This window comes from Kitasatospora sp. NPDC001095 (assembly GCF_053598615.1).
Genome location: NZ_JBSFKQ010000071.1, coordinates 1 through 18801, shown reverse-complemented (window position 1 = coordinate 18801; position 18801 = coordinate 1). Strand labels below are relative to the sequence as shown.

The window sequence follows — 18801 nt, the reverse complement described above, 5'->3', positions numbered from 1 at the left end:
GACGAGAAGGAGACCGACATGTGCGGAATAGCCGGCTGGGTGGACTTCGGCCGCGACGTGCGCCAGGAACAGGACATCCTGGAGGCGATCACCCGGACGATGGCCTGCCGCGGCCCGGACGCCGAGGGCATGTGGAGCGACCGGCACGCGGCGCTCGGCCACCGCAGGCTGTCCATCATCGACCTCGACGGCGGCGCCCAGCCCATGGTCGCCGACGAGGCGGGCCGCACGCTGGCCTGCCTGACGTACAGCGGTGAGGTGTACAACTTCCAGGAGCTGCGCCAGGAACTGGTCGCCCGCGGCCACAAGTTCCGCACCAGGAGCGACACCGAGGTGGTCCTGCGCGGCTACCTGGAGTGGGGCGAGGGCCTGGTGGACCGGCTCAACGGCATGTACGCCTTCGCCGTGTGGGACGTCCGGGAGCAGACCCTGCTGCTGGTCCGCGACCGCATGGGCGTCAAGCCGCTCTACTACTTCCCCACCCCGAACGGCGTCGTCTTCGGCTCCGAGCCCAAGGCGATCCTCGCCCACCCGGAGGTGCCCCGCCGGGTGAGCGCCGAAGGCCTGCGCGAGATCCTGGAGATGGTGAAGACCCCCGAACACGGCGTCTTCTCCGGCATGTACGAGGTGCGCCCCGGTCAGCTCGTGCGCCTGACCCGGGCGGGGCTGTCCAAGCGGGTGTACTGGGCGCTGGAGGCCCGGGAGCACACCGACGACCTCGACACCACGATCGCCACCGTCCGCGGCCTCCTGGACGACATCGTCAGCCGCCAGACCGTCGCGGACGTGCCGCTGTGCTCGCTGCTCTCCGGCGGCCTGGACTCCTCGGCCATCACCGCGCTCGCGCACCAGAAGCTGGTCGCCCGCGGCGAGGGCCCGGTGCGTTCCTTCTCGGTCGACTTCGCCGACCACGGCGGGAACTTCGTCGCCGACCCGGTGCGCGGAACCTCCGACGCGCCGTTCGTCCGGGACCTGGTCGACCACATCGGCGCCGAGCACAGCGAGGTGCTCATCGACAGCGCCCAGCTCGCCGATCCGCAGCTGCGGGCGAAGGTCCTGCGCGCCCTCGACCTGCCGCCGGCCTACTGGGGTGACATGTGGCCGTCGCTGTACCGGCTGTTCCAGTCCGTCCGCGCCCAGTCGACCGTCGCCCTGTCCGGGGAGTCGGCGGACGAGGTGTTCGGCGGCTACCGCTGGTTCTTCGACGAGGAGGCGGTCCAGGCCCAGACGTTCCCGTGGCTGACGTCGGCCACCGGCAAGTACTTCGACGGCAAGTCGCTGTTCGACCCCGGCCTGCTGCACAAGCTGGGCATGCCCGACTTCCTCCGCGACAGCTACGCCCAGGCGGTGGGGGAGACCCCGGTGCTGCCGGGCGAGGACGCCACGGACCGGCGGATGCGGCAGATGAGCTACGTGAACCTGACCCGGTTCGTGCAGACCCTGCTGGACCGCAAGGACCGGATGAGCATGGCCGTCGGCCTGGAGGTGCGGGTCCCGTTCTGCGACCACCGGCTCGTGGAGTACGTGTTCAACGTGCCCTGGCGGATGAAGTCCTTCGACGGCCGGGAGAAGAGCCTGCTGCGGGCGGCCACGAAGGACCTGCTGCCGGAGTCGATCGTGCAGCGGGTCAAGAGCCCGTACCCCACCACCCAGGACCCGGCGTACGAGCGGGGCCTGCGCCGGGCGTTCAGCGCGCTCCTCGGCGACGCGGATTCGCCGGTGCTGTCGCTGCTGGACCGCGACGCGGCCCGCCGGCTGCTGGACTCGCCGGTCGGCGACACCAGCGCGCAGTACGACCGCTCGGGTCTGGAGCTGGCGCTCGGCGTCAACGACTGGCTGGTCGCGTACGACGTGACGCTGGACCTCTGACCGGGCGGGCCGGGGCCCGGTGGTGGGCGGGCCGGGGCCGGGGCGGTGCCGTTCAGTCGGTGCCGGCCGCGGCCCCGGCCCGGCCCGCGCCCGGGAGGGCGGGGCGGTCCTCGCCGCGGGCGGCGGCGGACCCGTAGCCGTCCCGCGTGGCGGAGCCGAGCAGGTGGCCGAGGAGGCCGGGGTAGCGCTGCTCCAGATCGGCCGTGCGCAGCGAGTTGTAGCAGCGCGTCCCCTCGGAGCGGACCCACAGCACTCCGGCCTCCCGGAGGATCTTCAGGTGGTGGGTCATCGTCGACTTGGCGATGTCACCGCCGAGTTCACCGGCCGTGTGCTCCTTGCCGTCGGACAGGGTCAGCACGATGCCCAGCCGGGTCGCGTCGCTCAACGCGAAGAGGACGGCGGGCAGTCGGATGTCCCTGGGGTCCGGGTGGAAGTAGCGGCGCACCCGCCAAGAATCGCACATCCGATCAAGGCCTGGTCCGGATGGCCGAAAAGTGACGCCGAGCTTGCGGCGGGGCCGCGCCCTCGCACTATGTATCTATGTACCGCGACTATCAAACATTGGGGCGCCAGTGAAACTCGTCTACCTCCTCGGACTCGGAGCCTTCGCGCTCGGTCTCGACGCGTACGTCACGGCCGGCCTGCTGCCCGTCATCGCCGACGACTTCCACGCCTCCGTGTCGGCCGCCGGACAGATGGTCACCACCTTCACCCTCGCCTACGCCATCGCCTCGCCCGTCTTCGCCACCCTGCTGTCCGCGTCGCGGGTCCGCCTCGGCCTGCTCGGCTCCCTCGCGGTCTTCTCCCTCGCGAACGCCGGCAGCGCGATCGCCGGTTCGCTCGGCCTGCTGCTGGTCGCCCGGGCCTTCGCCGGTGTCGGCGCCGGCCTCTACCTCGCGCTCGCCGCCTCGGCCGCCGCGTCCCTCGTCGACGAGAAGCGCCGCGGCCGCGCCCTCGCCGTCATCATGGGCGGGATGAGCTCCGGCACCGTGATCGGCGTGCCGCTCGGGGTCTTCATCGCCCAGCACTCCGGCTGGCGCACCACGCTGTGGCTGGTCACCGCCATCGGCCTGGTCTCCTTCGCCGGACTCGCCCTGCGGCTGCCCGTCCTGCCCGCCACCACCTCGGTGACCCTGCGTCAGCGCGCCCAGGTGGTCACCGATCCCCGGGTCGCCTCCATCGTCGGCGTGTCCTTCCTCGCCGCCGTCGCCAGCCTCGGCCTCTACACCTACTTCGCGCCCGTCATGGCGAGCGACGTCATGGGCGGCGTCGACAACATCACCCCCTACCTGTGGGCCTGGGGCATCGGCGGCGTCATCGGCAGCTTCCTCATCGGCCCGCTGGTGGACCGGGTCCGGCGCCCGTACTCGCTGGTCGTCGGCATCCTCGTCCTGCTCACCGCCTCCCTCGCCCTGCTGCGCCCCGCCGCGACGGTCACCCCGCTGCTCGCCCTGCTGCCCATCGCCGTGTGGGGAGCGGTGGGCTGGGCGCTCCAGGTCCCGCAGCAGAACGACCTGCTGCTGGCCCGGGGGGAGCGCGGCGGCCCCGTCGCCGTCGCGCTGAACGAGTCCGCCCTCTACCTCGGCAGCGCGGTGGGCTCCGGCCTCGGCGGGATCGCCTTCTCCCTCGACTGGGACGGCGCCGTCCTCCCGCTGTTCGCCGCCGGAGCCGCCCTGCTCGGACTGGTCCTCCAGCTCACCGGCGTCCGCGCGGCGCAGCGCCGGCCGGCCGGGGTGCCGGTGCAGGCCGAGCCCGTGGCGGCCGACGCCGGCAGCTGACCTCCCGGCCCGGGTGGTCCCGTGCGGGTGTGCGGTCGGAGCCGTCCGTCCGCACACCCGCGCGGGACCACCTGTGTCCGCCTCAGGCCTCACTCAGGTCTTGTCCGTACAACTCGATGCGTTCTTCTGCTGTACGGCGGGCAGTCATGAACGGTCCTCCGGACGGTACCCCGCACCCGCTGTCCTTGTGGGCGCCGTCCTCCACCCTCGTTCCTGACATGCAGAGGCCAACCCACCCATGGCAGAGCTGAACCGCCGCCGATTCCTCCAACTCGCGGGCGCGACCGTGGCGTTCTCGTCACTGTCGCAGAGCATCGCGCGCGCCGCGTCCATCGCCCCGCAGGGGACCACGGGCACCATCCAGGACGTCGAGCACATCGTCGTGCTGATGCAGGAGAACCGTTCCTTCGACCACTACTTCGGGGCGCTGAAGGGCGTCCGCGGCTTCGGCGACCCCCGCCCGGTCACCCTGCCGAGCGGCAAGTCGGTGTGGCACCAGACGGACGCCCTCAAGCGGGAGGTGCTGCCGTTCCGTCCCCAGGTCAGCGACCTCGGGATGCAGTTCGTCCAGGACCTCAACCACGACTGGGCCGGCGGCCACAAGGCCTTCAACAGCGGCAAGTACGACCAGTGGGTCCCCGCCAAGACGGCCACCACGATGGCCTACCTGACCCGCGAGGACATCCCCTTCCACTACGCGCTCGCCGACGCGTTCACCATCTGCGACGCCTACCACTGCTCGTTCATCGGCTCCACCGACCCGAACCGCTACTACATGTGGACGGGCTGCACCGGCAACGGCGTCACCGGCAACGGCCCGGTCCTCGGCAACCAGGAGGCCGGCTACACCTGGACCACCTACCCCGAGCGGCTGGAGAAGGCCGGAGTCTCCTGGAGGATCTACCAGGACATCGGCGACGGGCTGGACGCGGGCGGCTCCTGGGGCTGGACAGGCGACGCGTACCGCGGCAACTACGGCGACAACTCCCTGCTCTACTTCAACAACTACCGCAACGCCAAGCCCGGCGACCCGCTGTACGACAAGGCCCGCACCGGCACCAACGCCAAGGCGGGCGACGGCCTGTTCGACCAGCTGCGGCGCGACGTGCAGGCCGGCACCCTGCCGCAGATCTCCTGGATCGCCGCCCCCGAGGCGTTCACCGAGCACCCCAACTGGCCCGCCAACTACGGTGCCTGGTACGTCTCCCAGGTGCTGGACGCGCTGACGTCCGACCCCGCCGTGTGGGCGAAGACCGCGCTGTTCATCACCTACGACGAGAACGACGGCTTCTTCGACCACGTCGTGCCGCCGTTCCCGCCCTCCTCCGCCTCGCAGGGCCTGTCCACCGTGGCGACCGGCGCCGACTACTACGGCGGCAGCATCGGCTACTCGGCCGGGCCGTACGGCCTCGGCCAGCGGGTGCCGATGCTGGTCGTCTCGCCCTGGAGCACCGGCGGCTACAGCTGCTCGGAGACCTTCGACCACACCTCGATCATCCGCTTCATGGAACGCCGCTTCGGCGTCCTGGAGCCCAACATCTCGCCCTGGCGGCGCGCGATCTGCGGCGACCTGACCTCCGCCTTCGACTTCACCGCGTCGAACGCGACCCCGGCGGCGCTCCCCTCCACGGCCGGCTACGCCCCGCAGGACCGCAACCGGCACCCCGACTACGTGCCCACCCCGCCCGCCACCGGCACCATGCCGAGGCAGGAGCCGGGGGCGAAGCCCACCCGCCCGCTGGCGTACGCGCCCTACGTGGACGGGGCGGCCGACACCGGCACGGGCAAGTACCGGCTCACCTTCAGCGCGGGTGCGGCGGCCGGCGGCCAGTTCCTGGTCACCTCGCCCAACCGCACCGACGGTCCGTGGACGTACACCACGGAAGCCGGCAAGACGATCGCGGACGCCTGGAACACCGCGTACTCCGGTGGCGTCACGGACCTGACCGTGTTCGGTCCCAACGGCTTCCTGCGCCGCTTCCGCAACCCCGGCAAGACGGCCGGGCCCGAGGTCACCGCCCGCCACGATCCGGCCACCGGCAACCTCGACCTGACCCTCACCAACGCGGGCGGCGCCGACGTCGTGCTCACCCTCACCAACGCCTACGGCGGCACGCCGCAGACCCTCACCGTCCGCCGGGGTGCCACCGTCACCTGCACCGTCGACCTGAGCGCCTGCCGCAACTGGTACGACGTCACCGTCACCTCCGGCGCGACCGCCGACTTCGTGCGCCGGCTCGCCGGCCACGTCGAGACCGGCGCCCCCGGCCTCTCCGACCCGGGCATCCTCACCCGCTGACGCGTCCCGCACGCCGCCGCCCCGGGCACACCCCTGTGCCCGGGGCGGCGGCACGCGCGGTCAGAGGAAGCAGAGGCGGCACGTCCGGCGCCGGACGGCCTCGGGGACGTTGAGCCGCAGGCCGCGGGCGCGGCGGGTGGCGAGGCGTTCGGCGACCAGCGCGTCGTCGCGGTGCACCTGCTTGTTGCCCCAGCCGTTGAAGTTGAGGACCACGGCGTCCAGGCCGCCGTCTCCCCCCGTGCGGTCCGTACGGCTCAGGACCCGAGCCGGGCCACCTCGACGTCGATCGCCTCGGTCAGCAGGCTGCGGGCGTGCGCCAGCGGCAGGCTCCCGCTGAGCCAGCGCGTGCTCAGCCCCTCCAGCAGCGCGGTCAGCCGCTCCGCCGCACCGGCCAGCGCGACCGCCGAGGACATCGGCCGCACGATGCCGAGCAGCTCCGCGATCTCCTGCACCCAGATCCGGGTGGCCCGCGCCAGGTCCTCGCGCAGCGTCTCGTCGAACACCGCGCTCGCCCGCAGCTCGCCCCAGGCGGTGCTGTTCTCCCGCACCTCGGTGGTGTCCTGGAGCTCCAGCAGCAGGGTCTGCTCCAGCTCCTCGCGGGGCGTCAGCGGCGGAGCGCCCTCGGCACGTTCGGTCGTGTACCGCTCCGCCCGGTCGTTGATGAACTCCAGCGTCTGCCGGAGGATCCCGGTGCGGTCCTTGAAGTGGTAGTAGATCAGCGCGGTGGACACGCCCGCCTCGGCGGCGAGCTCCTCCACGCGCAGCCCGCGCACCCCGCGCCGCGCGATCACCCGCGCCGCTGCTTCCATGATCGACGTTTTACGACTGGCCACGATCCACCACCCTATCGGTGGCGCCGGCGCCGGTTCCGCCCGCTCACCGACCGGCCGATCAGCCGGAGACGACCGGGCGGGAGGCACGCCGTCCCGGCGGCGAAGCGATGTGCCGCGCGGACCCCGGCGAGTGGATCGAACGGCCACCGGACACGGCCGCGAAGCCGACGGGCGGGCCCGCTCCGGGACCCCCGACCTCCGCATCCACCGGGCGCCCGGCGCGCTGACCTCGGTCGCAGCGGACCGGAAGGCCGGACCGCGACCCGTGACGCAGGTCACACCGAACGGAGAACCTGGGTGCCGGATCCCGCGTCTGGCTGGTGTGAGATCACGCAGGAGAGCACTGGACGACATGGACGAGGAGCGGCTTCTCCGGCTGGTGGCCAAGGGGGACCGCGGGGCGTTCGACGAGCTGTACCGGCGTACGTCGCCGTGGCTGGCGGTGCGGCTGCGCCGCCGCTGCGCGGACGAGCAGATCGTCGCCGAGGTCATGCAGGAGACCTACCTCGCGGTGTGGCGCGCGGCCGGCGCGTTCGCCGGGAGCGCGGTCGGCGGGACGGCCGTCGGGTGGCTCTGGACGATCGCGGCACGCCGCCTCGTCGACGCGTTCCGGCGCCGTGCCCACCACGCCGAACCGCCGGTCGCGGCCGCCGAGCGGGCGGTGGTGCCCGCCGCGGAGGAGGAGGCGCTCGCCGGGTCCGTCGGCGGCGACGTCGGCGACGCCCTGCGACGGCTGGCGCCGGAACTCCGAGAGGTACTGCAGGCCACGGTGCTCGACGGGCTCTCCGTCCGGGAGACCGCCGTCCTGCTCAGACTGCCCGAAGGCACGGTCAAGACCCGTGCCCGCAGGGCCCGGATCGCGATGCGGGAGGCGCTGGCGTGAACGAGCGGAGAAAGCGGGTCATCGAGAGGTGCGCGTCCTGCGAAGCGCCTGTCGGGGCGGAGCGAGGTGGGCGGATGAGTGAGCGAAGCGAGCGGGTCATCGAGAGGTGCGCGTCCTGCGAAGCGCCTGCCGGGGCGGAGCGAGGTGGGCGGATGAGTGAGCGAAGCGAGCGGGTCATCGAGAGGTGCGCGTTGCGCGAAGCGCCTGTCGAGCGGAGCGAGGTGGGCGCATGAGCGGGGAACACGCCTCCGGGCGGTTGATCGACGACTACGCGCGCGGCGACGCGACGATCGCGGCTGACACGGTCTGGGCACTGGAGGCCCACCTGGAGGCGTGCGCGCCCTGCCGGAGCCGCCTGGCGGCCGCAGTGGCCACCGGGGCGCCCGACATCGCCGCGTTTGTGGAAACCGTCCGCGCCGGTCTGGCACCGCAGTTGGACGCGGCCGTCACGGCGCCCGCGCGATGGCGCCGCCCGAGCTGGGTGTCGTCCTGGCTGACGCCGGTCATGGCCCCGTGGCTGGCCATGACGGCCGTGGTCACCCTGATGGCGCTGCTGCTGGACGAGGCCGCGCCGCCGGAGGTCTTCGGCGGCACCTCACCGGTGGCGCTGATCGCGCCGGTGCTGCCGCTGTGCGGTGTCGCCGTGTCGTGGTCGAGCGGCCTGGACCCGGCACACGAACTGACCGCTTCCACCGCCAGGGCCGGTCTGCCCCTGCTGCTCAGGCGCACCACCTCGGTCCTCGTGCTGGTCCTGCCCGTGCTCCTGCTGGGCGGATGGCTGACCGGGACCACGACGGCCGCGCAGTGGCTGCTGCCCTCCCTGGCCTTCACCTCCACGGCTCTGGCGCTGGGCAGCGTGGTCGGGGTGACCCGCGCCGCCGTCGGGCTGGCGGCCGCGTGGGGCGTCGTCGTGCTGGTACCCGCATCGGTCACCGGCCGTGTCCCCGACGTGCTGCGACTCGCCCTGCAGCCGGACCGGCTGCCGGTGTGGGGGCTGCTCCTGGCACTCGGCACCGGCGCCGTGATCGCCCGCAGGAACGCCTACTCGACGCCGTGAAACCCGCTGTGCAACCCGTGTCCACCACTGAAAGGGACCACCGCATGACACCCGTGACGAGCGCGGCCGAGACCGCGCCGAAGACCTACGCCTGGGAGATCCGGGCCAGCGGCCTGAGGGTGCGCGTCGGACGGAGCAGGATGGCCGTCGACGGGCTCGACCTCTCCCTGGGCCTCGGCGCCCACGGCCTCCTGGGGCCCAACGGAGCGGGGAAGACCACCCTGATCCGGACACTGGCCACGGTGCTGCGCCCCACCGAGGGCGAACTGGAGATGCTCGGCACCTCCCTGGCCAGGATGGGCGACCACCGGGCCCTGCGCCGCCGCATCGGTTACCTGCCGCAGGACTTCGGCTACTACAAGCGCTTCACGGTGCGCGAGTTCGTCGAGTACATGGCCTGGTTGAAGGAGGTCCCGAAGAAGGACATCCCCGAAGCCGTCCAGCGTGCCGTGGAACGGGTGGGCCTGGCGGACCGCGCCGACCACCGGATGAAGACCCTCTCCGGCGGCATGGTGCGGCGGGCCGGCATCGCCCAGGCCATCGTCAACTCCCCGACGGTGCTGCTGCTGGACGAGCCGACGGCCGGCCTGGACCCGGCACAGCGGCTGCGCTTCCGGGAGTTGCTGGCCGAACTGGGCCGCGACACCTGCGTGGTCGTCTCCACCCATCTGGTCGAGGACGTCGCGGCCGCCTGCTCCGACGTGGTGCTCTTCGCCGCCGGCCGCCTCGTCTTCCAGGGCACCCCCGACGAGCTCGCCGCCGCGGGCGGCACCGAGCACCCGGGCGACAGCCCCCTGGAGCGCGGCTACTCGGCACTGCTCCACGACTCCGGACAGCAGGGGAGCGCCTGGTGAACGGACGTGTGCTGCGCACCGAACTCAAGCGCTCGGCCGCCCCGTGGGCCGGCGCCGTCATCCTGGGCGGCAGCCTGGCGGTCTTCTTCCTGATCGACGGGATCTGGTGGAGGGGCACCGCGGGGTGGACGGCCCAGTGGACCACCATGGCCCTGTGGACCCGTTCCCTGCTGGCCTTCTGGCTACCGCTCGTGGTCGGCATAGGAGCGGTCTACGGGCTGCGTGAACCCCGCTCGCGGATGACCGAACTGCTGGCGACCACGCCGCTGCCGGCCTGGCGCCGCGCGGCGGTGCCGGCGGGAGCGATCGCGATCGCGCTGGCGGCGGGCTTCGGCCTCCTCAGCCTCGTCGGCGGAGTACAGGTGGCCCTCGGCCCGACCACCTACACGGGTCTCGGCTGGCTGCCGATCTCCCTGGTGGCCGTCCTGGGACTCGTCGCGGCCGCCGTGTTCGGCATGGGCGTCGCGCGGACGCTGCCCTTCGTCCTCACCCCGCCGGCCCTGGTGGTGGCCTGCCTCGCGGTGACGGGCATGCTGCGGGTGCGGATCGAAGGGGAGGTGCCGTCGACCAGGGGGCCGAACCGGTTGGGCCTGCTGTCCCCGGTGACCGGGGACCCGCGGCAGATGCTGCTGACCCTGTCCGGCTCCACGCACCTCGGCCAGACGATCTGGCTGCTCGGGCTGCTCGCCACCGGCCTCGCGCTGCTGGCCGCCGTCACCCGCCGGGCCCGGCTGCTCGCGGTGACCCCCGCCCTGGCCGGCGCGGCCGTGGCCCTGCTGGTCCTGCCGGCCGCCGCACGTGACACCTACGTCGTCGACAGGGCCGCCGCTGCCCCGGTCTGCGACGGGCCGGTGTGCGTGACCGAGGCGAGCCGGTCGCACCTGGCCGAGCTCGCGCCGCGCGGCCGGGAAGCACTGAGCGTGTTGCACGACGTCCTGGGCGACAGGGCGCCGACCTCGGTGCGACAGGACACCGCGCTGCGCGCGTTCGGCGATCCCCGATCCCTCCGCGGCGACGCGGTGCTGGTCGACTTCGACGACCAGCTGTTCGTCGACGCGACCGGCCGGGACCTGACCCGCGCGCTGGTCGCCGAGGGGCTGGCACCGAGCTGCCACCCCAGGACCTCCCGGGAGGGCGGAGGACAGGACGACGTCGCGTTGCGGAGCATCGCCGTGAGCTGGGCCCTCGGTGACGCCACCCTCCAGCCGATGGAGGAGAAGGGCACCGACGAGTACTCGCGCAGGATCTGGGCGGAGGCCGACGCCGCCTGGCAGGAGCTGAAGGCGCTGGCGCCGGACGAGCAGCGCTCGCGGATCGCCGGGCTGCGCACCGCCGCCCTCTCCTGCACGGCGAGCCTGCGCGAGCTGCCCGCGGCGGGTGCGTCGCGATGAGGTGGCTGATGCTGTACGCGCGTTCACGTCAAATGCCCGTGTCCGCCGCGGCGGTCACCCTTCTCGCGTCGGCGGTGTGGGCCTTCGTCCGGGGCGACGCCACGGGTGCGCCGGACGTGATGGACCCGACCGCGTTCTTCGTGCTCGCCGCCGGTGTGGCGGCCGGCTCCGTCGGGTTCGGCGGTCAGGACCCCGCACTGGACCGGACGGCCTCGATCCGGTGGGTGCCCCGCCGGGCGGCGCACGCGGTGCTGGTCGGCGCGGTCGCCGGTGGGGCACTGCTGGCGGTCCAGGCGGTGGGCCCGAGGTTCGTCCCCACCGAGGTCGTCGTCCGGGACACCGCGGGCCTGGTCGGCCTTGCCGCGCTCGGGGCGGTGCTCTGCGGGGCGCACCTCGCCTGGACGCTGCCGACCGCTTGGCTCGCGTTCACCGTCCTCGCTCCGCCACTGCCGCCCAGCACCGTGGGGAAGGCGGTCGGTTGGATGACCTCTCCCCCCGGCACGGCGGCGTCCACCTGGACCGCGGTGGCACTGCTGGTGATCGGCGGCACGCTGTACGCCGTGTCCGGCCCGCGGCGCTGACGGGCGGGCCCGCCGGCCGTCGGGTCCGTCCGGACCAGGGCGGGCCGGGGGTGGCGCGGGGCCGCCCCGCTCAGGGCCACCCCGCGGTCTGTGGGCGCGGGGCGGCCGTGGGCCGGGCCCTCGGCGGACCGACCTCGGCGGGGTGGTTCCGGATGGCGGCGACGATCCGGGCGGCCCAGTCCGCCGGGCGCTCCCGGCCGAGGAGTTCGGCGAGCCGCTCCATGCGGGCCCGGCGTTCGGCGGGGGTGAGGTCGAGGGCGCGGGCCAGGACGGTGGCGAGGTCCTCGAGGGAGTGCGGGTCGGTGAGCAGGGCGGGCCCGCCGAGTTCGGCCGCGGCGCCGGCGTGGCGGGAGAGCACCAGGACGCCGGGTGCGGGCTCGCGGTCCGGGAGGGCGGACCGGGCGGCGATGAACTCCTTGGCGGTGAGGTTCATCCCGTCCTGGAGCGAGGTCACCCAGAGCACGTCCGCCGTCAGGTAGGCGTCGACGACCTCGGTGGTGGACAGGGCGCGCGACACGTGCTCCACCGGTTGCCAGGGGCCCTGCCGCCAGCGGGCGTTGACCTCGGCGACGCGCTGCTGCAGCCGCCGGCGGGTGGTGTCGTAGGCGGTGATGCCGGGCTCGGGTGGCGGGCAGACCAGCCGGAAGGTGAGCCGGCCGCGCAGTCCGGGCCGGCGGGTGAGCAGCCGGTCGACGGCCTCCACCTTCTGGATCGGCGCCTTGGCGTAGTCGAGACGCTCGACCGAGAGCACCACCCGGCCGGCGGCCGGATCGGGGAGAGACGTGCGGAGGCGGGCGTGGCTCTCGACGGCGAGCTTCTCGATGGCGGGCCGGTCGACCCCGAGCGGGTGGACGCCGGTGCGCGGCGGATCGGGCAGGCCGGCCAGGGTCCGGCGGAAGTTCTCGGCGAAGTCCTCGGTGTGGAAGCCCGCCCAGTGGAGGCGCGCCAGGGAGTCGCGCAGTTCGGCGGCGACCGGGAGGGTGGCGAAGACCTCCGGGGCCGGGAAGGGGGTGTGGTGGAAGATCCCCGTCCTGAGGTCGGGCCGGGCGCGGTGCAGCAGGCCGGGGACCAGCCAGAGGTTGTAGTCGTGGAGCCAGACGGTGGCGCCGGGCGCGGCCTTGGCGCCGATGTGGCGGGCGAAGCGCTCGTTGACCGCGCGGTAGTCGGCCCAGGCGCGTTCGTCGAACACCGACCGGCCGGGCTCGGACATCAGGACCGGCCACAGCGTCTCCTTGCAGGCGCGGTGGAAGTAGCCGGTCCAGGTGTCCGCGTCGAGCGGTACGGGGGAGAGCGGCAGCCCTGGGGGACGCGGTCGGTCGTGGCGGTGCGTGCTGCCGTGCGAGGCGCCGGACGCGTTGCCGTACGCGTCGCCGTGCGGGCCCTCGGCAGGGCCGTCGGGCGGCTGGTTGCCGACCTGTGCCGTGACCCAGACGCCCGGCAGGCCGTCGGTGAAGGCGCTGGTCAGGGTGGGCAGGATGCCGTTGGGGCTGCTGGGCGGCTGCCAGCTCTCGCCGTTCCAGTGCAGCGGCGGGCGGTGGTAGGCCACCACGAGGGAGTGCCGGCCCGGACCGCGTTCGACGGCGGAGCGGGCGGGACCGGGGCTGGACCCGGGTTCGGTCCGGGGCTCGGCCTGGGGCTCTGGCTCGGCCCCGGTCCTGGTCCCGGTCTCGGGTTCGGTCCCGGGCTCGGGGGCGAGCCAGCCGAGCGCCCGGAGCGCCACGTGGATGCCCGCCGCTCCCGCCCGGCCGGGGCGGTGCAGCCGCGGGTTGTCGCCGAGGGCGGAGAGCAGTGCGGGTTCGGCTCCGGCGACGACCACCGCGTGCGTACCGGCCCGGAACAGCGAGAGGTCGTTGAGGGAGTCGCCGGCGACGAGGATCTCCTCGGGTTTCCAGCCCAGCTTCCCGGCCAGGGCCCGTAGGGCGTTGCCCTTGGAGGCCTCGGCCGGAAGGACGTCGAAGAAACGGTTCGCCGAGTAGACCCAGGTGCAGCCGAGTGCCTCGACGGCCGCGGTGAGTTCGACGGTGAGCCGCTCGGGGGCGAGGTGGTAGGAGCAGCGCCCGTCCTGGACGACGCCGTGCTGGTAGCCGAGCGCGGGGAAGCGGCGCAGCGCGGCGCGCACCCGGTTCCGTCCCGGCCAGCCGGTCCGCAGGTGTTCCTGCACCGGGTCCACCGGCGTGAAGTCCGAGCCGTCGAGGACGGTGGCGCCGACGTCGGCGATGATCCACCGGGGTCTCGGTACGAGCGGATCACGGAGGACCTCCCGGACGGAGGCCAGTCCGCGCCCGGTGGCGAAGACCAGGGTCACCTCGGGGTGGCGGGCCAGGGCGTCGCGCAACCGGCGCCGGTCGTCCCGGGTGCCGCCGAGTAAGGTGCCGTCCAGATCGGTGACCAGAATCCTCGACATCCGAGGGACGCTAACACGATCACGCCGTGTGGTGAAGTGTTCACATCACACTGATGTCCGTCCGAGCGCGGGCCCGCCCGCAACGGGCGGAGATCGGCGTCAACCCGCCCGGCCCACCCGGCCGTTGACGTCTTCACGGTGACCGGTTGTCACGTGCCCTGGCCGGCTCGCCGCAGAGCCACCAGGCCCAGCAGGTCTGGCGGCTCGTCCCGGAGCTCGACCAGCTCTCCGTCCGCGGCGGCGTCAGCGCACTGGCCCGGGCCCCGTACGGCGGCACCGGCCGCGGCACCCGGCACGAGCGGACCGTCCGCCGCACCCTGGTGAGCGGCTTGGTCCCGCCCGAGCAGGGCGGCCGGCTGGTGGTGCCGCAGCGGATGGCGGAGCAGCCCGGGGCGCTCGACGACGTGGCGGGCCTGCTCAAGCGCCACCCCGACCTCGCCGGGTACTCGGCCGACGCCTACGGGGTGCTCTCCCCACTCGACTGAGCACCGGGCGGCGGCTCGCCGACCCTTGTCCGGGTCGACGAGCCGCCGTCGCGGTGCCCCGGGGGAGCCGCGAGTTCGAGGTCAGGCCCTAACCGAGGTGGGCGCGGTAGGCGCTGACCCAGGCGCCGATGCTGCGGTAGCCGGTGGCGTCGATGGTGATCGACCCCCCGGTGCAGTCGTAGTTGTCCCAGAGCTCGACCCGGTCGCCGCCCTCGGTGCGGGCGGAGCGGATCCGGTCGTTCCAGTTGTCGCCGACGTAGGTGCAGGCCCCGTCGTTGCCGGAGAACCACCGGTCCGCGCCCGAGAAGCCGGTGTCGCTGAAGGCGTGGAAGCTGGGCTGGCGGGCGAGGGGGTTGGTGGCGGCGGAGTGGGAGGCCGAGAGGGTGACGGGCTGGGCGGAGGAGGCGGGGGCGACGACGACGGTGGTGGCGAGGACCGCGGCCGTGAGCAGCAGCCTGCGAACGACGGACATGACGTCTCCTTCGGGCGATTCGACAGAGCGGTTCGATCGAGCGGAGCCGGGTGAGCGGGGCGGCGGGAAGGGCGGAACACATGCCGGTGCTTCGCCCTCGTCGGCGCCTTCACCCGGCGGCCAGTTCAGAATTTCACGCCGTGGCAGCGGACAGCTGCGTATGCGAAGAAATGACGGAAACGGGCCTCGGGCACCTGGTCGCGGGTCGGGCGGGGATTCGACTCCGCGGTCGCTCGCCGGGACGGTGGTCCGGGTGAGGCGGCTGGGTCGGGGGAGGAGGCCGTCTGTTCGACGGCGGAGGGTCGCTGTGGGTGCCCCGACCGCCACCACGTCGATGCCCACCCGCCGGATCCGGCCGTACCCGACCGATGTGCGGACCTTGTGCGCATCCTCGTTCAGTGCTCATTGACCGTACGTCAACGGACAGTTGGTGATACCGGTTGTCAGGACGCAGATACTGCTACATCGACGAGAAGGAGCACCCTCGTGGCGACTCACCACCGGCGCGGTGCGCAGGTGCGGATGCTGCCGGCCCTCACCGCGGCGCTCTGCGGGATCATCGGCACCACGGCGTACGGCAGCACGGCGTACGCCGCCACCACCACGGCGGCCGCCGCCGACCAGCGGCACCCGATCCACGCCATCGCGCACCGGGTCGACACCCTGGACGGTGTGGACGCCGCGATCAACCACGGCGCCAACGCCATCGAGATCGACGTCTGCGCCTGGTGGAACCCGAACGAGTGGCGCGCCTACCACGACTGTTCCTCGGCCGGCGAGAACCGGCTCGGCCCCAGCTTCGACAGCATGCTCGACCGCATCCTCTCCAACGCCAACGCGGGCCGCCGGCTGTCGCTGGTCTGGCTGGACATCAAGGACCCCGACTACTGCGGCGAGGAGCCGAACCGCACCTGCAGCGTCGCCGGACTGCGCGACAAGGCCCAGCGGCTGACGGCCGCCGGCATCCAGGTGCTCTACGGCTTCTACGAGTACCACGGCGGCAGCACCCCGGACGTCGGCGGCCGCGGCTGGAAGAGCCTGGAGGGCAAGCTCGGCCCGCTGGAGGGCATCACCACCACCGGCACCCGCGACCAGGTACAGAGCGCCTTCGCCAAGTCCGGCGCCGGATTCCCCGCCGGCCGCCGGGCGATGGACTACGGCGACAGCGACATCACCAAGGGCTTCGGCAACTGCACCGAGGCCACCTACAACACCTGCGCGGAACTGAAGAAGGGAGCAGCCGACCGGGCCGCCGGACGGCTCGCGGCCACCCTCTCCTGGACGACCACCTACAACGACCCGTGGTACGTCGACAAGCTGCTGGGCGACGCGCAGGTGGACGGAATCATCGCGGGCTACGGCGCCTTCACGGGCGTGCGGGAGTACGACAACAGCTGGCAGTGCGCCAACGCCGTCAACCTCGTCCGGGACTGGGTGAACCGCCACAGCGGGACCCACCGCATGGCCACCGCCGGCGACCGCCTGTTCAGGTAGGCAGCCCGGAGGGGCGAAGAGGGGCGAACCGGGAGGGCGGCGCGATGGCTCGGCCGGGCGCCCACCCGGGGGTTCCGCCTTCTCGCCCCCACCTCCGGGCCGAACGCGCCACCCGGGGGTGTGATCCTGAAGTCGTAGAGCGGAAGGCGCAGTTCGGCGCCGTCGACCGGTACCTTCGGTGGATGTGCCCGGTCGGTCGGGCCGCATAGCGTCGCCCCGACGGCCTGCCGAACACCCGAGGGGAACCATCGTGATCCGCGCCGCCAAGCCGGCCGCCGCCCTGGCGGCGCTGGCCCTGACCCTCCTCGCCGCGCCGTCCGCCGTGGCGGACGGCGGCCGCGTCTCCGGCGCGGCCGGCGTGACCGGCCGGGCCCGGGCGACCGGCGACGGTGTCGACGCCGTCGACCCGCTCGCCGCGCTGCGCCGTCAACAGCCGGCCTGGCACCCGTGCCGAACCGGCCCGCAGGACACCGCCGGCGCCGAGCTCGACGACGCCGGCGCCCGCTGCACCGAGGTCACCGTCCCGCTCGACCACCGCCGACCGGACGGCCCGACCCTGAGCGTCGCCCTCTCCCGGCTGCCCGCCACCGATTCCGCCCACCGCCTGGGCGCCCTCTTCTACAACCCGGGCGGCCCCGGCGTCCCCGCCCGGCACCTCGGCCTCGCCTTGAGCCGGGCCGCGCCCGCCCTCGCCGCCCGCTACGACATCGTCGCCATGGACCCGCGCTTCGTCGGCGCCAGCACCCCGCTCGACTGCGGCTGGCCCGCCGGCGGCCCGGGGTCGGCCGGCCCCACCCGCGCGACCTTCGAGCGGTCCGCCGCACTCGCCGGGGACCTGGCCGCCCGCTGCGCGCCGTACCGCGACGTGCTGCCGCACCTCTCCACCCGCGAAACCGCCCGGGACATGGACCTGGTGCGCGCCGTCCTCGGCGAGCCGACCATCGCCTACCTCGGTTCCTCCTACGGCAGTTACCTCGGCGAGGTGTACCTGCAACTGTTCCCCGAGCGGGTCGGACGGGCGGTGCTCGACGCCGCCCTGGACCCCGACCGCTTCGGCCCCGACCTGACCGCCACCCAGGGCCCCGCGATGGACGCCGCGCTCACCGCGTGGGCGGAGTGGACGGCCCGCCACGACGACCGCCACCACCTGGGCACCAGCACCACCCGGGTGCTGGCCGCGGTGGAGCGGGTGCGCCGGCAGACCGAGCGGGCCCCGCTGACGGTCGGCACCCACCGGGTCGACGCCCGCACGCTGCCGCAGGTGCTGTGGACGGTGTCGGCCGGCGACGACACCGCCGCCTACACGGAGTTTGCCGACCTGGTGCGCGTCCTGGTCGACGCGGCCGAAGGCCGGACCGCCGAGCCGACCGCGCTGCTGGAGGCCTTGCTCACCGGCCTGGAGGCCCCTGACACGGGCGGGTCCGCCGCCGTGCAGACCGCGATCATGTGCGCGGACCGCGCCGCTTCGCGCGACCCGCTCGCCTACTACCGCGACGTCCAGGCCCACCGCGCCGACGAGCCGCTGTTCGGCCCGCTCACCCGCAACCTCACCCCCTGCACCTTCTGGCCCGCGCAGCCCGCCGAACCGCCCACCCGGGTGCGCAACGCCGTACCCGTCCTGCTGGTGGGCGCCGACGGCGACCCGGCCGCGACCCGCGCCGGCCAGCTCTCCGCCCACCGGGCCCTGACCGGCTCCCGCCTCGTCACCCTGCGCGGAGCTTTCCACCACACCGTCTACGCGGGCATGTTCGCGCCGGAGGACGCCTGCGTCGACGCGGCCGTCGACCGCTACCTCCTGGACGGCGTTCTGCCCGCCCAGGACACCGACTGCATCGCCGCCCGCCCATGAGGCGGTGAACCGGCGCAGGCTACCGGGCGCCGCCCTCCAGCAGGACGGTCAGGACGTACGGCACACCGTCGAAAGCCGGCTCGCTCCGCTTCCACGGCGCCGGCGGCCCTCGGCACAGGGCGTTTGTCTCGGGCGCCGAGGAGGAGTACTGTCTCCCAGTCGCTCGAATGGGAGCACCGGACACGCATCGGCGCGGACGGTCCCGGGGCGGCCAATCCCTTGAACCAACACTTCCCGGCTCGGGCTGGGGCGGATCTGTCATGGGCAGATACGGCCTGGTCTGAAAGTGGCGTGTTCATTTAATCGGATTGTGGCTGATTCGCTTTTCCGAGCAGAGCTCGGCTAAGGTTTGAAACGTCGAACGGAGCGCAAGCGCCGGGTGACACCGGCAAATCGGAAGTGGAAAGCCCCGGAAGCGGAGCGGAAAACATCTGATAAGCTGGAAACACGAAAGAACGAAGCCCGGAGGGCCCGCTGGAAGGCGGTCCGAAGGAAGCATCCGTTCCTTGAGAACTCAACAGCGTGCCAAAAGTCAACGCCAGATATGTTGAC

General features: G+C 73.3%; 16 protein-coding genes. 11 read left to right on the top strand and 5 right to left on the bottom strand.

What is annotated here, in order from left to right; genetic code table 11:
- The first annotated feature begins 18 nt into the window (after positions 1 to 18).
- Positions 19 to 1869: an asparagine synthase (glutamine-hydrolyzing) gene (gene asnB, locus ACWDBB_RS33880; RefSeq protein ID WP_449793246.1), complete on the top strand. Its 1851-nt coding sequence runs from the start codon at positions 19 to 21 to the stop codon at positions 1867 to 1869.
- Between the two features lie 52 nt (positions 1870 to 1921).
- On the opposite strand, the gene ACWDBB_RS33875 is transcribed toward asnB, so the two are convergent.
- The gene (locus ACWDBB_RS33875; RefSeq protein ID WP_449793245.1) at positions 1922 to 2332 is read right to left on the bottom strand and encodes an ArsR/SmtB family transcription factor; all 411 of its coding nucleotides are present in this window, start codon (positions 2330 to 2332) and stop codon (positions 1922 to 1924) included.
- Between the two features lie 109 nt (positions 2333 to 2441).
- Between ACWDBB_RS33875 and ACWDBB_RS33870 the strand changes: the two genes are divergently transcribed.
- Entirely contained in the window at positions 2442 to 3647 is a 1206-nt protein-coding gene (locus tag ACWDBB_RS33870) for an MFS transporter (protein ID WP_449793244.1), read from the top strand.
- 238 nt (positions 3648 to 3885) lie between these two features.
- On the top strand, positions 3886 to 5946 hold the full coding sequence (locus tag ACWDBB_RS33865) for a phosphocholine-specific phospholipase C (protein ID WP_449793243.1): 2061 nt from the start codon (positions 3886 to 3888) through the stop codon (positions 5944 to 5946).
- A gap of 60 nt (positions 5947 to 6006) precedes the next feature.
- Here the strand turns inward: ACWDBB_RS33865 and ACWDBB_RS33860 are convergent, their stop codons facing one another.
- Together ACWDBB_RS33860 and ACWDBB_RS33855 are read right to left on the bottom strand one after the other, a co-directional pair.
- Entirely contained in the window at positions 6007 to 6159 is a 153-nt protein-coding gene (locus ACWDBB_RS33860; RefSeq protein ID WP_449793242.1) for a hypothetical protein, read from the bottom strand.
- Between the two features lie 41 nt (positions 6160 to 6200).
- Positions 6201 to 6755 carry a TetR/AcrR family transcriptional regulator gene (locus ACWDBB_RS33855; RefSeq protein ID WP_449793241.1) on the bottom strand — a complete coding sequence of 185 codons (555 nt, stop codon included), beginning with the start codon at positions 6753 to 6755 and terminating at the stop codon, positions 6201 to 6203.
- A gap of 376 nt (positions 6756 to 7131) precedes the next feature.
- Between ACWDBB_RS33855 and ACWDBB_RS33850 the strand changes: the two genes are divergently transcribed.
- The 5 genes from ACWDBB_RS33850 (at position 7132) to ACWDBB_RS33830 (ending at position 11545) form a co-directional block, all read left to right on the top strand.
- Positions 7132 to 7662 carry an RNA polymerase sigma factor gene (locus tag ACWDBB_RS33850; RefSeq protein WP_392884269.1) on the top strand — a complete coding sequence of 177 codons (531 nt, stop codon included), beginning with the start codon at positions 7132 to 7134 and terminating at the stop codon, positions 7660 to 7662.
- A gap of 229 nt (positions 7663 to 7891) precedes the next feature.
- Positions 7892 to 8719, top strand: a complete 828-nt coding sequence (locus tag ACWDBB_RS33845) for a zf-HC2 domain-containing protein (protein WP_449793240.1) — start codon at positions 7892 to 7894, stop codon at positions 8717 to 8719.
- Between the two features lie 44 nt (positions 8720 to 8763).
- On the top strand, positions 8764 to 9573 hold the full coding sequence (locus ACWDBB_RS33840) for an ATP-binding cassette domain-containing protein (RefSeq protein ID WP_449793239.1): 810 nt from the start codon (positions 8764 to 8766) through the stop codon (positions 9571 to 9573).
- On the top strand, positions 9570 to 10964 hold the full coding sequence (locus ACWDBB_RS33835; RefSeq protein WP_449793238.1) for a hypothetical protein: 1395 nt from the start codon (positions 9570 to 9572) through the stop codon (positions 10962 to 10964). The genes ACWDBB_RS33840 and ACWDBB_RS33835 overlap by 4 nt, the downstream gene beginning before the upstream one ends.
- On the top strand, positions 10961 to 11545 hold the full coding sequence (locus ACWDBB_RS33830) for a hypothetical protein (protein WP_449793237.1): 585 nt from the start codon (positions 10961 to 10963) through the stop codon (positions 11543 to 11545). Before ACWDBB_RS33835 ends, ACWDBB_RS33830 begins: the two co-directional genes overlap by 4 nt.
- 70 nt (positions 11546 to 11615) lie before the next feature.
- On the opposite strand, the gene ACWDBB_RS33825 is transcribed toward ACWDBB_RS33830, so the two are convergent.
- Positions 11616 to 13949, bottom strand: coding sequence for an HAD-IIB family hydrolase (locus tag ACWDBB_RS33825; protein WP_449793236.1), 2334 nt, complete (start codon positions 13947 to 13949; stop codon positions 11616 to 11618).
- A 146-nt stretch (positions 13950 to 14095) separates the two neighbouring features.
- On the opposite strand from ACWDBB_RS33825, the gene ACWDBB_RS33820 reads away from it, so the two are divergent.
- Positions 14096 to 14434, top strand: a complete 339-nt coding sequence (locus ACWDBB_RS33820; protein ID WP_449793235.1) for a hypothetical protein — start codon at positions 14096 to 14098, stop codon at positions 14432 to 14434.
- 88 nt (positions 14435 to 14522) lie between these two features.
- On the opposite strand, the gene ACWDBB_RS33815 is transcribed toward ACWDBB_RS33820, so the two are convergent.
- Positions 14523 to 14906 (bottom strand): peptidase inhibitor family I36 protein, encoded by a 384-nt coding sequence (locus ACWDBB_RS33815; protein ID WP_402416550.1) that lies wholly within the window; start codon positions 14904 to 14906, stop codon positions 14523 to 14525.
- Between the two features lie 486 nt (positions 14907 to 15392).
- Between ACWDBB_RS33815 and ACWDBB_RS33810 the strand changes: the two genes are divergently transcribed.
- Together ACWDBB_RS33810 and ACWDBB_RS33805 are read left to right on the top strand one after the other, a co-directional pair.
- A complete protein-coding gene (locus ACWDBB_RS33810) occupies positions 15393 to 16400 on the top strand; it encodes a phospholipase (RefSeq protein ID WP_449793234.1) in 1008 nt (335 codons plus the stop codon).
- A 250-nt stretch (positions 16401 to 16650) separates the two neighbouring features.
- On the top strand, positions 16651 to 18249 hold the full coding sequence (locus ACWDBB_RS33805; RefSeq protein ID WP_449793233.1) for an alpha/beta hydrolase: 1599 nt from the start codon (positions 16651 to 16653) through the stop codon (positions 18247 to 18249).
- Positions 18250 to 18801: the final 552 nt, after the last annotated feature.